Raw genomic sequence first — 14,893 nt, forward strand, 5'->3', positions numbered from 1 at the left:
ATACTGGATCGCCCGATTGAATGAGCGATGACATCAGCGCGTTGTCGCCCGTCGCACCTCGTTGAGCCTCTCGCCCGCATAGACTATGTTTTGCCGGCGCAAAGCCGGCGGGAGATGACGGACAAGACATGACCGAGCTGGACTGGCCCGAAATCCTGCTGCGTCTCGGAAGCGCGACGCTCGCCGGCAGCGCGATCGGCCTGAACCGCGACCTGCACGACAAGCCGATCGGGCTGAAGACGCTCGGAATCGTCGGGCTCTCCACCGCAACCGTCGTGCTGCTTGCGGTCCAGTTCGCCGAGCCCGGCAAGATCACCGATGCGGCGAGCCGTGTGATCCAGGGCATCCTGACCGGCATCGGATTCCTCGGGGCCGGCGTCATCGTCCATGAAAGCGAACGTTTTCGCGTGCGCGGCCTGACCAGCGCCGCCTGCACCTTCCTGGCCGCCTGTCTCGGCATTGCCTGCGGCGCCGGACAATGGAAGATCGTGCTGGCCGCGCTGGCCTTTGCCTTCGTTCTGCTGACGATCGGCCGGCGCCTGGAGCGCTGGCTGCATCGGATGCTCGGTGGCAAGGACGAGAGGCATGACGTCGGCCACGATGTCGAGCAGCACCGTCTGCCCGAGCCCGATCGCCGTCCGTGAATCTCAGCGCGGTTGACCTGCGCGGCACCAATAGACGATCGCCAGAACGACCGGCAACGACAACGCCAGCCACGAAAGAGCGTCCCAGACGCCGTCTCCAACCAGCGCAAGGCCGAGCCCCGCGCCGCAAACGACGCCGACAAAGAGGGGCCAGCGGAAGACGCCCCATGCGCTTCTGTGAATCCGAGGCAGGTTCCGGGCGGGAGTCTCCATCGGCTAGATGCCAATTGCCGCGGTCCGGCCCGCATCCGCCGGCTTGCGGCGGGCCGACGACTTTCGCCTCGCCACCCACAGATAGATCCCGCTGACGAGAACGATGATCGTGATCATGTCCAGCAGCGCCCAGATGATCTTCAGCGGAAGCCCGCCATAGTCGCCGAAATGCAGCGGCCGCGACACCTGAAGTGTCTTCAGATACCAGGGCACCTCGGGTGCCACGATCGTCTCGCCGTCGTTGGCATCGACGAGCATCGGCTGGAGCATACGCGCCGTAAAGGGTGTCGCGCCTTTGGTCCAGACGACGAGGTGCTGCGGGCTGCCGAAGCGCGCCGATGTCGGCATCGTCACCGACGTGACCAGACGGTCCGGAAATCTCACGCGGACGAGCTCGACAGCAGCCTGTACCGACGGGATCGGCGCCACGGGCTTGCCAAGATGAGGCGCCAGCAGGACCGGAATCAGCTGCGCACGCCACAGATCGAACAGCGGCGTCGCCAGCGTGTTGATCGTGCCGGTGAGACCCACAACCACCGCCCAGGTCACGGTGACGATGCCGATAAAGTTATGGATATCGAGCCACCTGGCGCGAGACGACGATCGGCGGCGGATCGTGCCGAAATCGAGCCGCCGCATGAACGGCCAATACAGGACCACACCGGATATGATCGACGCGGCAAACACAAGACCCATCGCGCCGAGAAACAATTCGCCGGCCAGGCCCGTAAACATGTCCTTGTGAATCCGCAACACGATGTTCATGACGTCCTGATGCGGCGCCTCCTCGCCGAGCGCATCCGCCGTCCGCGCATCGAGCGTCAGGCGATGGAAGTTGCCCGGCGCCGGGACGGCGGTCGGCGAAACCACGACCGTCACCAGCGGCTCGGTCTGCCTCAAGTTGAGCTGCAGGACGTATTGCCCGGGAAAGCGCGCCTGGGCCGCCGCGATCATGCGGTCGAGCGAGAGACGCGGCGTCCCCTCCGGCATGGCGGGAGCTGCGATCTCGTCCTCGAGCAGGCCCTCGATCTCGTCGTGAAAAACCAGCGGAAGGCCTGTCACGCATAGCATCAGCAGGAACAACATGCACAGCAGCGAGGTCCAGGTGTGAATGCGGGACCACCGGCGGATCGTGGGTGCGTGAACCATGGCGTCTACCAGCGATAGCTGATTGTGCCCGTGATGGTGCGCGGACTGGTGTATTGGCAACCGCCGCCGGTCGTGCAAGCGAGGGTGACGCGGTCGGCGATGTTCTTGACGTTCAGCGCCAGATTCACACCCTTCGGCTTGCGATAATGCAGGCCGGCGTCGAACACGACGTAGCCCTCGTTGACGATGGTGTTGGTGGTGTCGGCGAAGGTCGGCCCGTTGTAGCGGACGCCGCCGCCAAGGCCCCAGCCGTCCCAGATGCCGCCCTGGATCGTGTAATCGAGATAGGTCGACGCCATCTGGCGCGCCACGAGCGTCGGCACCTTGCCGAGGTCGGTCCCGGTGCTCCGCGTCACCTTCACGTCCTGATTGGTGTAGGTCGCCACGAGATTCAGCCCAGGCAGGATCTGCGCCAGCGTCTCGAACTCGACGCCGCGCGAATTCACCTCGCCGAGTTGGACCGAGAAGCCGAGATGTGATGGATCCGCCGTGAGCGAATTTTGCCGCGTCAGGTCAAACAGCGCCAGCGTCATCAGCAGGGTGCGTGATGGTTGATACTTGACGCCGACCTCATGCTGTTGCGCCGTCGTCGGCTTGAATGGGCTGCCCGCGAAGTCTGTGCCTGGCGTCGGCAGGAACGACTCCGAATAGCTATAATAGGGCGCCACTCCGGAATCGAACACATAGGAGACCGCCCCCCGCTTGGTGAAAGCCGTGTCCTTCGTGTCGGTGGTCTTCCTGGTCGCCAACGCGTAGGTGTTCTGCTCCGACGTGTCGTACCGTCCACCCAGGGTGAAGATCCAGTTCTGGATCCTCATCTGATCCTGCACGTAAACGCCGACCTGATCGATCGTCTGGTTCGCCGAGGGGGTGGTGAGCGCAGTCGGATCCGCGACGGCCTGATTGTAGACCGGATTGATCTTGCTGAGCGACGGCGCACTTCGAAATAGGTCCGGTCCGTCATGTTGAACACGAGATAGTCGACGCCGGAGACCGCGGTATGCTGAACCGGCCCGGTGCTGAACTTGCTGATCAGGTGATTGTCGGTCGACAGAGTATCGACCTGCTCCTGTATGCGCATTGCGCGCCGTGGAAAGACCGTGGCCGTATCGAGCGGAGTTCCGACGAACGTCAGATAGCGATAGTCGAGCTCGGTGTGGCCGTAGCGGGCCTTCGATTCGAAGATCAGATTGTTGCTGAAGCGATGCTCGAGGCTGGTAGCCGACGCGCTCCTGCTCCTGGTCGAACTTGTTGTAGCTGGGATCGCCGAGGAACAGCGGCAGCGCGGTGATGCCCGTGATCCTTCCGCCCGTAACATGGAGCATCGACAGCGGAAACGCATTTCCCGTCACGTCGTGGGTGTAGTCGGCAAGAATAGTGAGCGTGGTGTCGTTGGTCGGCTTCCAGGTCACGGCGGGCGCGATATAGGTCCGGTTGTCCTTCACGAAGTTCGAGAAGTTGGCGATCTGCGCATCGGAATCCCTGAACACGCCGGTGAGCCGATAGAGCAATGTGCCGTCCTTGGTCGCGGGCCCGCCGAAATCGAACGCGCCCTGAAACCGGTCGTAATTGCCGAGCTGCCCGACAATCTCGCCGAAGGCCTTGTCGGTCGGCCGCTTGCTGATGACGTCGACGAGACCGCCCGGTGCCCCCTGCCCGTACATGACGGAGCTCGGTCCCTTGACGACGTCGATGCGTTCGAAGCCGTAGGGCTCGTTGCGGAACAGCGACAGGAAGTTGGGATCGCCGACCTCGCGAAGCCCGTCGCGATAAGCACCGTAGCCGTTGTTGTCGAAGCCGCGGATAAAGACATTGTCGAAGCGCGGGTCCTTGCCGCCCGGTTGAACCGCAAGACCCGCCACATATTGCAGTCCTTCGACCAGGGTTGTGGCCGAGCGGGCATCGAGCTGATCGCGGCTGACGACGGAGACGGATTGAGGCGTCTCGAGAATGGGCGTGTCGGATTTCATCGCGGCCGAGCTGACGACGGGCACGAACCCTCTCACCGGATCCGTCCCGCGTTCCACGGCAGCGGCGGCAGGCTGAGAGCCGGCCTGGGGCACCTGTCCTGCCGCACGAGATCGCGCGCCTCTGGCACTCACGGATCGGGATGTGCGCGATGTCGTAACCTGACGCTTGCTCGCGCGGCTTTGCTCGACCACGACGGGCGGAAGATCTGATGCTCCGCTCACGCTTTGGGCTCGCGCACCGCCGCCAAACGTGATGGCCGGCGGGAGCACGAGAAGACCGCACAGCACCGACACGCATCCGCGCTTCATTGCGCGTGCGTCAGACACAAATTCCAGCATTCCCAGTCCCCGAATTCACGGGGACGACCATGCAGAGACTCCAATCGCACAATCAAAGTGTTTTGGAGCCTCGTATCGTAGAATCTATGTAGACTGGATCCGTTCTAATGATGACGCCAGCATCTCGCGCGCATCTTCCGCTGGTGCATAGGATACATCGCCGCGCCGCGATGACAGACCTGCCGCGGTCGCGATCTAGAATCGCAGCCGTCGTGCCCATATCGGTTTCAGCAATTCGAGCACGGTGAGCACCAGCAGGCCTGCGCCGAGCGTGACCATCAGATCGTCCAGGTGCAGGGGACCGAAACGAAACAGGCCGGAGGCCGGCGGCCAGACCAGAGCAGTGGTCAGAATCGACGCGATCGACACGAAGATCCAGAGCAATGCCGGGTTCGGACGGAAGAAGGCGGACAGGAACGACGCGCTGAAGGACCGGTTGACCAGCACCAGCGCGACGATGCAGACGACGAGCGCGATGAAGGCGAGCGTGCGCGCCTCGTCGGCAGGAATGCCGGAGCGAAGCGCGACGACGAAGATCGCGGCGATCAGCGCAAATGCCAGAACCCCCTGAAGAACGCTCCACCCGACCAATGCCCACGAGAACAGCTCCGCATCGGCGCGCCGCGGCGGGCGCGCCATGACATCGCGCTCGTCCCGCTCGGCTTCGAACACCAGCGAGCAGACGGGGTCGATGATCAGCTCCAGAAACGCGATGTGAACGGGGCCTAGAATCACCGGCAGCCCGAACACCAGGGGAAGCAGGGCAAGCCCCGCGATCGGAACGTGGACGGCGAAGATGAAGGCCATCGCCTTGCGGAGATTGTCGTAAATCCGGCGCCCGAGGCGGACGGATGCGACGATCGAGCCGAAGTCGTCGTCGAGCAGAACGATCGAGGACGCCTCGCGGGCCACGTCGGTGCCGCGGCCGCCCATCGCGACGCCGATATGGGCAGCCTTCAGGGACGGCGCGTCGTTGACGCCGTCGCCGGTCATCGCGACGATCTCGCCGTTGCGCTTCATCGCCTGAACGATCCGCAGCTTCTGCTCCGGCAGGACCCGGGCGAACACGTTCACGTTCCTGACGAGCGCCTCCAGCTCGATCTCGTTCGCGAGCTTGATCTGCTCGCCGGTTACGACCTCCTTGACATCGAGCCCGGACTGCCCGGCGATCGCCATCGCGGTCGCAGGATAGTCGCCCGTGATCATGACGACGCGAATGCCGGCGGAACGACATTCCGCCACTGCCTCGGGGACGCCAGGACGCAGCGGATCGGCCAGCCCGACGAGACCGAGGAAGCGAAACGAAAAGCCTTGCTGCGAGGTCGGCAGACTCCGCCGCCATGGCTCGCAGCGGCCACGCCCAGCACGCGAAGGCCGTTCTTCGCCATCGCCGCGACCGAATCACGCATCGCCTCCTGCTGCGCACCGTCCAGCTTGCAGAGGCGGGCAATCGCCTCGGGGGCGCCTTTCGCCGAAGCGAAGATCTCCTGGCGGTGCGACAACCGCCAAACCTGGGTCATCGCCAGCAGCTCGGGCCGCAGGCCGTAGGTCCGTATCAAGGTCCGAGCGCCGCCGGCTTCCTCATCCTTCGGCAGCTGCGCCTGCGCGAACGTGTGCAGGGCCTTCTCCATCGGGTCGAACGGTTCCGGCGAGCTCGCCAGCACGCTGCAACGCGCCAGCTCGAAGAACTCTGCTCCCACAGGAGCGGGCTGCGATGAAGCAAGGCGCATGCTCGTCCCGTCGCGCAGCCTCAGCTCCGCAACCGACATCCGGTTCTGCGTCAGCGTGCCGGTCTTGTCGGTGCACAGCACCGTGGCAGAGCCAAGAACCTCGATCGCGGCGGAGCGCCGCGTCAGCACGCGCGCCTTCGAAATGCGCCAGGCGCCCATCGCCATGAACACGGTGAGGACGACGGCAAACTCCTCGGGAAGCATGGACATGCCGATGGCGATGCCCCCGAGCAGCGCCTGCAGCCAATCCCCGCGCAACGTTCCGTAAAGCAGGACAGCGGCCAGGCTGATCGCCGCGCCGCCGAGAAAACAAAGCCGCACGAGCCGTGCGGTCTGTTGTTGCAACCGCGGCGGCTCCGCCTGCAAGCCATGCAGCGACAGTCCGATCTTCCCGATCTCGCTGCGAGGGCCGGTGGCCTCCACCTCGGCCAGGCCCTCGCCTCGCACCACCAACGAGCCCGAATACACGAAAGGCTGATCGTCGCCGCCCGGGCGATGCTCGGCCGAAGCGGCTTCGCGCGCCGGCGTCTTGACGGCCTGCTTGCGAACAGGGACCGACTCGCCGGTCAGCAGCGACTCGTCGACCGCCAGATCATGGGCGCTGACGAGCACCGCGTCCGCCGGCACCCGGTCGCCTTCGGCCAGGACGAGAAGATCGCCACGGACGACGTCCCGGCCCGCGATCCGCCGCCGCTCCCCATCCCTGACCACGAGCGCTCGCGGACTGGTCAGCTCCCGCAGGGCTTCCAGCACGCGTTCGGTGCGGGTCTCCTGCACGATCGTGATCACGACGGAGATGGCGCCGAACGCCAGCAGAAGCAGCGCCTCGCGGAGGTCGCCGAGCAGGAGGTAAATCAGCCCGCCGCCCAGGAGCAGCGCAAGCATCGGTTCGCGCAGCACCTCCAGCACGATGCGCAGCGGCGTGCGTCGCTCGGCCCGAGGCAGTTCGTTGAACCCCTCGTGTTGCAGCCGCAGCCGAGCCTCGGTTTCGCTCAGTCCGCCGGAAACGCCGCGTTCTGCCTTGCTCACGTCTTCCGCCGCAGGCTCCAGAGACTTCCAGCCCCCACGATGGCCGTCACAAGCAGGACGGCGACGAAGGTCTGAATGATGGTGAAGTTCAGGGCATCACGCGCCACGAACAACGCGGTGATGGCGCCGGCAATGACGAAGAGGATGCGGAAGATGATGCTCATGGTCGCGTCTCCAGTTAGCATGACCTGGAGCCCACCTCACCCCCGACATGGGGGCAGAACGCTGCTTCGGCAATCATGCAGGCGGACAGTACCGGGCGGCACTCATACGCGTTTGCGGAAAGTCAAATCGTTGCCTGGGACGCGACGTCGCCGATCCCGAGAACTTCGCCGCCGCTTGCTTCATGACACTCTCATGGCAAGCGCGGTCCAACGAACGGTGAAACTCGCAGGCGAAAATGACGCCGCCGGCGGGAAATAAAGTTCCCGCCCCACGGGAACCGAGATGATTTCACAATCGAACACGCTTTATTAAGATTCTCGCGCACTACTAGCGTAAATAATCCGGCACAACCTCCACGGTTTTCGTCAAGCCCACCGACGGAGACGCGGACGAGTCGTGCCTGCTAGAGGGCGCGATCTCATGAACCTGCGAGCATCCATCATCGCGACGTGCGTCGGCGCAGCATTCTTCGGGGCTGGCTACATGTGGAACTACCAGCCCGACATCGTCGATCCCGATGAAATATGGAGCATGTTTCAATCTGAGCATCGCAAGGCCCGAGCAGCAGTCTCCCGCATGCTGATCGAGCCGCATTCAGCTCACTTCAGCGGCCTACACACGGTCGAGGCGGACGCTGCGAGATATGTCTGCGGCGCTGTGAGCGCGAAGGACAAGGCCGGCCACGCGATCGGTGCCGCATTCGTTTACGCCGTGGCCAGTGACCTCGCCCGGGTCGACGACGGCGGCCGGATTACCTCTCAACACCTGCCATACAGATCATGCCCGACGGCAACCGAGGTCAGGACTGCCGAACAACAAATGCCGATAGCCCCCGGCGCGCTGGCCGTGGCCAAGGCCGTCGGGAAGGTCATTCCCCAATCGAGCGGCGGCACGATGGAGCAACAGCTTGGCCAACTCGCCGCGCGGACTGCAGCAGTCGCACCGGCCGTGGCAGGTTCGCCCGGTCCGGCAAGGACAGGACTGGCCGGGACGGGACCGGCGCCGGCAGGGCAACCTTCAGTGTCGCAGATGAAGGCGGCACCGGACAGCGAACCGATCTGGCAGGCCGATCGGCCACCGGTCGCATGGCCGGCGCCGCCCTCAGGCCAGTGTCCGGCGAAATCGACGCAGGAACTGACGGCCGCCGAAGCCTTGGCTGCTGCGAAGGAGATCGAGGCGCGTTGGGAGCAGTCGAGAACATCGGAGGCTCCGACGAAACGTGTGTCGTCGCAAGAGATCCAGAGAGCGCGTTGCGCGCTGCTCGCGATCGATCCCGCCGACAAGGATTATCCGCGGGCATGGGCAGCCTTCGTGCGGCTGCGGAACATCGAACGAGACCTGGCCGGTTGACGCCATGCGCTCACGCGCGGCTGTGTATGGCGGGGCGCGGCCGCGTTGATGCTCGATCCCATGAGGCGCGCGTCGGGGCCGGAGACGGACCAGGGCGCGACGTCTTTGGCCGTCGCTATGCCCGTTGTTGCAACGCAACCCTCGCGTCCTGCCGCCGCCATGACGGCCGGTTTCACGATCGCTCCGCACAGTCCATGCACAAATAGAGCGGGCCCATGATTGCACGCGGACATTGCGAAGATTTTCTGCAACACGTTCATCACGTATGCTATCAAAAGCGTGCTTCGGAGTGATCCCCGCCCTATGACGACCCAGCGGCCCATAAGCTCTGACGACGAGCACCGGGTGCTCCAGTTCAGGCCGCGCACCTCGCCTCCCTCTGCGGTCCACCGCGGGAGCGGTACCGTGAAGCCGTTGCGCGGCGCGCCCGAACCGCTCGACCTGTCGCGCTACGAACAGCCTCGTGCCGAGCCGGGCGATTTCCGTCATCGCATGCTCGCCAACATCGCGGCGCTGGCCTTCACCATCGCGTTGACCGCCATTGGAATTTGGCTCGCGGTCAGCATCGCTGACCTGCGCCGGACCCAGGATTGCGTGCTGATGGGCCGTCGGGACTGCGTCAAGATCACGACGCCGCATATCTAGGCCCGATCCGCCGGCGGGAGCGGGCCCCCGGCGGGCGTCCCCAGCCCCGTCTCCTCGCCTGCCCGGCTCCATTGAACTCAGGGCGGCGCTCCGATATACGGGCTTTCGACCCGGCCAGAGCGGGGGTTGAGGGCGTCATCAGGGGCGCGATGCCCACCCACCGTGCCACTCTGGACAATCTGACAAATACCCGCAATATATCAAAGGCTTAGTGATGTCCTCCACATTCGATCAGGTCGCCACGATCATCGCTGAAACCTGCGACATCCCACGCGACACGATCACACCGGATAGCCATGCCATCGATGACCTCGGCATCGACAGCCTCGATTTCCTGGACATCGCCTTCGCGATCGACAAGCAGTTCGGTATCAAGCTGCCGCTGGAAAAGTGGACCCAGGAGGTCAACGACGGCAAGGCGACCACCGAGCAGTATTTCGTGCTGAAGAACCTGTGCGCCCGCATCGACGAACTGGTTGCGGCCAAGGGCGCGAGCGCGTAAGCGCGCGGCCATGCAACTCGAATACTTCCACATGATCGATCGCATCGTCGACCTCAAGGTCGACGAGAAGAAGATCGTCGTCGAAGCCCAGGTCCCCAAGGAGAGCACCATCTTCGAGGGGCACTTTCCGGGTTACCCCTTGATGCCCGGCGTGCTCCTGATCGAATCGATGGCGCAGGCCTCGGGCTGGCTCCAGCTCGGCGTGTTCAAGTTCGAGCGTATGCCGATTCTTGCCGCCGTGAAGGAAGCCAAGGTGCGCGGCTCGGTCTTCCCCGGCGATCTCATGAGCATCGAGGCGAGCCTCACCTATGAAGGCTCCGGCTATGCCATGACCGACGCCAAGATCAGGGTCGGCGGCAAGCTGCGCGCGAATTCGGCGCTCACCTTCACGCTGATCCCCTTCCCCAATGCGGATATGCGCGGATACATGGCGAAAGTCGCCGAGCGTGTCGGCTTTCCGCAACAGGCCGTATCGCCATGATTGACACTGCTTCGAAGCCCGGCCAGACCGAGGTCTGGATCACCGGCATTGGCCTTGCGACCTCGCTCGGCGAGGGCCTGGACGCCAATTGGGCCGCGCTTTCCGAGAAGCGCATCAACGTCGACGAGAAGGGCTTTGCGCCCTACATCGTGCATCCCCTGATGCCTGTCAGCTTCGACAGCCAGATCCCGAAGAAGGGCGACCAGCGCCAGATGGAAGCCTGGCAGCGCATCGGCACCTATGCCGCCGGCCTTGCGCTCGATTCCGCCGGGATCAAGGGCAACAAGGACATCCTGTCGAAGATCGACATGGTGGTGGCCGCCGGCGGCGGCGAGCGCGACCTCAACGTCGACACCGGCGTTCTGACGGCCGAGGCCAAGGGGCGAACGCGCCCGGCTTCCTCAACGAACGGCTGATGAGCGATCTGCGGCCGACCTTGTTCCTGGCGCAGCTCTCCAATCTGCTCGCCGGCAACATCGCGATCGTGCACGGTCTTGGCGGCACCTCGCGTACCTTCATGGGCGAAGAGGTTGCGGGGGCCGATGCCGCCCGTATCGCGCTGGCGCGCATCGCCTCGGGCGAGAGCGACATTGCCTTGGTCGGCGGCTCGCATAACGGCGAGCGCAAGGACCTGATGGTCCTCTACGAATTCGGCGACTTCAACCTGAAGGACAAGTTTGCACCGGTGTGGGCGCGCAAGGATCACGCCGGCTTCGCGCTCGGCTCGGCCGGCGCGTTCCTGGTGCTGGAATCGAAAGCCCACGCGCAAGCGCGCGGCGCAAAGCCGTTTGCAAGACTGTCGAGCGTCGTCGCCGACCTCGCCCGGCGCAAGCAGCCCGGCGACATGGCCGCGACGCTGGAGCAGCTCTGGGCGAAGCTGCCCAAGCGCGAAGGCAAGGGCGCGATCATCACGGGCGCGACCGGTGCGGAGCCGGCAACGAGCGAAGAGCGCGGCTTCCTGAAGGCTCACGCCGAATTCCCGGTGCGTTCGACCGGCACGATGTTCGGCCACACCATGGAGACGCAATTCCCGCTCGGCATCGCGCTCGCCGCGCTGTCGATCTCGCGTGGTGCGCTGTTCCCGCCGAACGATTCCACCGGCACCGAGATTGAAATGCAGGGAGCGCCCACCCAGATTGTGGTGGTGGGAGCCGGACACTGGCGCGGCGAAGGCATGGCGCTGGTCGAGGCAGTTGACTAGCTCACCCGGGGGATCGACATGACTGCACCACGCGACAAACTCGGGCGCCCCGTCGTCGTCGTCACTGGCATGGGGATCATGACCTCGCTCGGTGCCGGCAAGGCCGACAATTGGGCGAAGCTCGTCGCCGGCGAATCCGGCATCCGCACCATCACCCGCTTTCCGGTCGACGGTCTGAAGACCACGATGGCCGGCACTGTCGATTTCGTCAGCGTCGAGCCGTTCTCGTCCACCGGCCTGTCCGAACGGATGGCTGAGCTCGTCACGCAGGAGGCGCTCGATCAGGCCGGCATCGGCGCCAAGGCCGATTTCCCGGGCCCCCTGTTCCTGGCGGTCGCGCCGGTCGAGGTGGAATGGCCGCAGCGCCGCGAGCTCGGTCGCGCCGTCGGCAAGCCCGACTTCAACTATGACGATCTGCTGCGCATCTCCGGCGGCGGCAAGTACGCCGCCTATCATCACCGTTTCATGTTCGGCTCGGTCGCAGCCCACCTCGCCGAGACCTTCGGCACCAAGGGCTCGCCGATCTCGCTGTCGACAGCCTGTGCCTCCGGCGCAACCTCGATCCAGCTCGGTGTCGAAGCGATCCGCCGCGGCGAGACCGACGCTGCGCTGTGCGTCGCGACCGACGGCACGGTCAATCCTGAAGCCATGGTGCGGTTCTCGCTGCTTTCGGCGCTGTCGACCCAGAACGATCCGCCGCAGGCGGCCTCCCGCCCCTTCTCCAAGAACCGCGACGGCTTCGTGATGGCAGAAGGCGCCGGCGCGCTGGTGCTCGAAAGCTACGAGGCCGCCACCGCGCGCGGGGCAAAGATTCTCGGCGTGATCGCCGGCTGCGGCGAGCTCACCGATTCCTTCCATCGCACCCGCTCCTCGCCTGACGGCAAGCCGATCATCGGCTGCATGAACAAGACGCTGGCCGACGCCGGCATGACGCCGGACCAGATCGACCACATCAACGCGCACGGCACCGCAACGCCCGAGAACGACAAGATGGAGTACAACACGACATCGGCCGTGTTCGGCGAGCTCCTGCAGAAGATTCCGGTCACCTCCAACAAGTCGATGGTGGGCCACACCATCTCGGCCGCCGGTGCGGTCGAGGCGATCTTCTCGCTGCTCACGCTCGAGCATCAGCGCATTCCGCCGACGATCAACTACGACACCCCGGATCCCACGATCCTGTTCGACGTCGTCGGCAACAAGGCGCGCGATGCCCGCGTCACCGCCGTGATGTCGAACTCGTTCGGCTTCGGCGGCCAGAACGCCTCGCTGATCCTGACCCGCGAACCGGCCTGACCGGACGCATGGCGCTACTGACTGCGAGCACGAAGGCCCGCGCGCGGGCGGCTGCCAAATCAATCGGCGGCAGCCTGATCGGTGCCGCCACGGTCGGCATGCTGCGCACCACGCGCTATTTCGACCCGGTCAAGACCTCGGACTTCTTCGCACGCGTCGTGAAGACGATCGGCCCGCGCCTGCGCGAGCACCGCATCGGCCGTGCCAATCTCGCTGCGGCCTTTCCCGAGAAATCGCCGGAGGAGATCGAACGGATCCTGATGGGCGTGTGGGACAATCTCGGCCGCGTCGGCGCCGAGTTCGCCCATATGGACCGTGTCTGGGATTACGACCGTGCCCATCCGGAGAAGAGCCGGATCGAACTGAGCCAGAGCAGCATCGAACTGTTCGACCGCATCCGCGACGACGGCAAGCCGGCGCTGATCTTCGCCGCACACCTGGCCAATTGGGAATTGCCGGCGCTCGCGGCAGTCGCGCACGGGCTGGACGCTGCGATCCTCTACCGCCGCCCCAACATTGCCTCCGCCGACCGCATCATCCAGGAGATGCGCCAGGTCAACATGGGCACGCTGATCCCCGCCGGCCGCGACGCGCCGCTGCGGCTCGCGCAGGCGCTGAAGGACGGCAAGCACGTCGCCATGCTGATCGACCAATACCTGACCGGCGGCGTCGAGGTCACCTTCTTCGGCCGCAAGACCCGCGCCAATCCGATGCTGGCGCGCCTCTTGCGCCAGGTCGACTGCCCGATCCACGGCGTGCGCATCATCCGCCTGCCCGGTGGCCGCTTCCGCGGCGAGATCAGCGAAGAGATCCCGCCGGTGCGCGACGCCGAGGGCAAGATCGACATCCAGGGCACGACCCAGGCGATCACGAGCGTGGTGGAAAGCTGGGTGCGCGAACATCCCGAGCAATGGCTGTGGCTGCATCGCAGGTGGCGGTAGCAGCCGTCTGCCGTCATTCCGGGCGGTCCGCAGGACCGAACCCAGGATCTAGAGATTCCAGGTTCGATGCTTCGCATCGCACCGGAATGACCTGAGCCTCACCGCCCCGTCTTCACCTTGGTCCAGAGCCGGTTGATGATGCGCTGCGTCGCCGGCTCGCGCGCCGTGATGACGAACAGCTTTGAGAGCGTCGCCTCGTCCGGATAGATGTTCTTGTCGTTCAGGATCTTCGGATCGACCAGCTTCTGGCCGGCGAGGTTGCCGCTGGCGTAGGACAGGAAGTCCGAGTTCTTGGCGGCGACATCGGGACGGTAGAGATAGTTTATCAGCTCGTGGGCTTCGTTGACGTTCTTGGCGTCGGCGGGGATGGCCAGATTGTCGAAGAACATCTGCGCGCCCTCCTTCGGAATGGCGTAGCCAATCTCGATGCCGCTGCTGTTGTCTTTCTTGGCTTCGGCGGCGCGGGCGCGGGCCTGCATGATGTCGCCGGACCAGCCGACCACGAAACAGATCTCGCCGGTGGCGAGCGCGCTCAAATATTCGGACGAGTGGAACTTGCGGACGGACGGACGGACCTTGGCGACGGCATCGGCGGCTTTCTCGAGGTCGGCCTGCTTGGTCGAGTTCGGATCGAGCCCGAGCCAGTTCAGCGCCGCCGGGAAGATGTCGTCGGCGGAATCGAGCATGTGCACGCCGCAATCTCTGAATTTTGCCAGGGTCTCCGGCTTGAAGACGATGTCCCAGCTGTCGATCTTGGCATCGGCCCCGAGGATCTGCTTCACCTTGGCAACGTTGTAGCCGATGCCGGTCGTGCCCCACATGTAGTTGGCGGCATAGACGTTGCCGGGATCGTAGGTCGCCAGATGCTTGGTCACCATCGGCCAGGCATTGGCGAGGTTCGGCAGCTTCGCCTTGTCAAGCTTCTGGAAGATGCTGGCCTTGATCTGGCGCTGCAGGAAATAGGCGGTGGGCACCACGACGTCGTAGCCGGACTTTCCGGCCATCAGGCGCGTCTCCAGCGTCTCGTTGGCATCGAACGTGTCGTAGACGACCTTGATCCCGGTCTCCCTGGTGAAGGCCTCCAGGACATCAGGCGCCATGTAATTGGACCAGTTGTAGAAATTGACGACCCGCTGCTCCGCCTGAACCGGCGCGGAAAGCAACGTCAGCGGCGCGACGATCGCAAAACCAAGGCAAAGCCAGGAAAAGCAAAGCCTCGCGCGGCCGACCTTCGTCAT

Annotated in this window: 11 protein-coding genes and 2 pseudogenes; 8 read left to right on the top strand and 5 right to left on the bottom strand. The window is 64.7% G+C overall.

The annotated features are described in order from the left end of the window. Positions 1-128 precede the first annotated feature (128 nt). Entirely contained in the window at positions 129-644 is a 516-nt protein-coding gene (locus ACETMP_RS10885; RefSeq protein ID WP_375160939.1) for an MgtC/SapB family protein, read from the top strand. A gap of 216 nt (positions 645-860) precedes the next feature. Here the strand turns inward: ACETMP_RS10885 and ACETMP_RS10890 are convergent, their stop codons facing one another. The 4 genes and pseudogenes from ACETMP_RS10890 to ACETMP_RS10905 all read right to left on the bottom strand — a co-directional run bounded on the left by ACETMP_RS10890 (position 861) and on the right by ACETMP_RS10905 (position 7,238). Next, positions 861-2,006: a PepSY-associated TM helix domain-containing protein gene (locus ACETMP_RS10890; RefSeq protein WP_375160940.1), complete on the bottom strand. Its 1,146-nt coding sequence runs from the start codon at positions 2,004-2,006 to the stop codon at positions 861-863. A 5-nt stretch (positions 2,007-2,011) separates the two neighbouring features. Next, the gene (locus ACETMP_RS10895) at positions 2,012-4,000 is read right to left on the bottom strand and encodes a TonB-dependent siderophore receptor (protein ID WP_375160941.1); all 1,989 of its coding nucleotides are present in this window, start codon (positions 3,998-4,000) and stop codon (positions 2,012-2,014) included. Positions 4,001-4,510: 510 nt separating this feature from the next. Next, positions 4,511-7,074, bottom strand: a pseudogene (locus tag ACETMP_RS10900) (cation-translocating P-type ATPase). Beyond that, the gene (locus ACETMP_RS10905; RefSeq protein ID WP_164719030.1) at positions 7,071-7,238 is read right to left on the bottom strand and encodes a hypothetical protein; all 168 of its coding nucleotides are present in this window, start codon (positions 7,236-7,238) and stop codon (positions 7,071-7,073) included. The pseudogene ACETMP_RS10900 and the gene ACETMP_RS10905 overlap by 4 nt, the downstream one beginning before the upstream one ends. A 421-nt stretch (positions 7,239-7,659) precedes the next feature. Here ACETMP_RS10905 and ACETMP_RS10910 point away from each other — a divergent pair, with 421 nt between their 5' ends. From ACETMP_RS10910 to ACETMP_RS10940, 7 genes and pseudogenes are all read left to right on the top strand, one after another. After that, positions 7,660-8,589: a hypothetical protein gene (locus ACETMP_RS10910; protein WP_375160942.1), complete on the top strand. Its 930-nt coding sequence runs from the start codon at positions 7,660-7,662 to the stop codon at positions 8,587-8,589. A 303-nt stretch (positions 8,590-8,892) separates the two neighbouring features. Then, complete coding sequence (locus ACETMP_RS10915) at positions 8,893-9,234, top strand: hypothetical protein (protein ID WP_375160943.1); 342 nt, start codon at positions 8,893-8,895, stop codon at positions 9,232-9,234. Positions 9,235-9,448: 214 nt separating this feature from the next. After that, the gene (locus ACETMP_RS10920) at positions 9,449-9,736 is read left to right on the top strand and encodes an acyl carrier protein (RefSeq protein ID WP_007592476.1); all 288 of its coding nucleotides are present in this window, start codon (positions 9,449-9,451) and stop codon (positions 9,734-9,736) included. 10 nt (positions 9,737-9,746) lie between these two features. Next, complete coding sequence (locus ACETMP_RS10925; RefSeq protein ID WP_375160944.1) at positions 9,747-10,217, top strand: 3-hydroxyacyl-ACP dehydratase FabZ family protein; 471 nt, start codon at positions 9,747-9,749, stop codon at positions 10,215-10,217. Beyond that, positions 10,214-11,418, top strand: a pseudogene (locus tag ACETMP_RS10930) (beta-ketoacyl-ACP synthase). Before ACETMP_RS10925 ends, ACETMP_RS10930 begins: the two are co-directional and overlap by 4 nt. Positions 11,419-11,436: 18 nt before the next feature. Beyond that, positions 11,437-12,714: a beta-ketoacyl-ACP synthase gene (locus ACETMP_RS10935; protein WP_028135687.1), complete on the top strand. Its 1,278-nt coding sequence runs from the start codon at positions 11,437-11,439 to the stop codon at positions 12,712-12,714. 8 nt (positions 12,715-12,722) lie between these two features. Then, positions 12,723-13,655, top strand: a complete 933-nt coding sequence (locus tag ACETMP_RS10940; RefSeq protein ID WP_375160945.1) for a lipid A biosynthesis lauroyl acyltransferase — start codon at positions 12,723-12,725, stop codon at positions 13,653-13,655. 98 nt (positions 13,656-13,753) lie between these two features. Here the strand turns inward: ACETMP_RS10940 and ACETMP_RS10945 are convergent, their stop codons facing one another. Next, a complete protein-coding gene (locus ACETMP_RS10945; RefSeq protein ID WP_375160946.1) occupies positions 13,754-14,893 on the bottom strand; it encodes a polyamine ABC transporter substrate-binding protein in 1,140 nt (379 codons plus the stop codon).

The sequence above is a fragment of the Bradyrhizobium dasycarpum genome (assembly GCF_042019905.1).
Classification (GTDB): Bacteria; Pseudomonadota; Alphaproteobacteria; order Rhizobiales; family Xanthobacteraceae; genus Bradyrhizobium; species Bradyrhizobium japonicum_B.

Bases quoted from the DNA above. Each gene is read 5' to 3' on its own strand.
- ACETMP_RS10940 (WP_375160945.1), top strand. From the start codon at position 12,723: ATGGCGCTACTGACTGCGAGCACGAAGGCCCGCGCGCGGGCGGCTGCC.
- ACETMP_RS10905 (WP_164719030.1), bottom strand. From the start codon at position 7,238: ATGAGCATCATCTTCCGCATCCTCTTCGTCATTGCCGGCGCCATCACC.
- ACETMP_RS10925 (WP_375160944.1), top strand. From the start codon at position 9,747: ATGCAACTCGAATACTTCCACATGATCGATCGCATCGTCGACCTCAAG.
- ACETMP_RS10935 (WP_028135687.1), top strand. From the start codon at position 11,437: ATGACTGCACCACGCGACAAACTCGGGCGCCCCGTCGTCGTCGTCACT.
- ACETMP_RS10920 (WP_007592476.1), top strand. From the start codon at position 9,449: ATGTCCTCCACATTCGATCAGGTCGCCACGATCATCGCTGAAACCTGC.
- ACETMP_RS10910 (WP_375160942.1), top strand. From the start codon at position 7,660: ATGAACCTGCGAGCATCCATCATCGCGACGTGCGTCGGCGCAGCATTC.
- ACETMP_RS10945 (WP_375160946.1), bottom strand. From the start codon at position 14,893: ATGACGAAGGTCGGCCGCGCGAGGCTTTGCTTTTCCTGGCTTTGCCTT.
- ACETMP_RS10915 (WP_375160943.1), top strand. From the start codon at position 8,893: ATGACGACCCAGCGGCCCATAAGCTCTGACGACGAGCACCGGGTGCTC.
- ACETMP_RS10885 (WP_375160939.1), top strand. From the start codon at position 129: ATGACCGAGCTGGACTGGCCCGAAATCCTGCTGCGTCTCGGAAGCGCG.
- ACETMP_RS10890 (WP_375160940.1), bottom strand. From the start codon at position 2,006: ATGGTTCACGCACCCACGATCCGCCGGTGGTCCCGCATTCACACCTGG.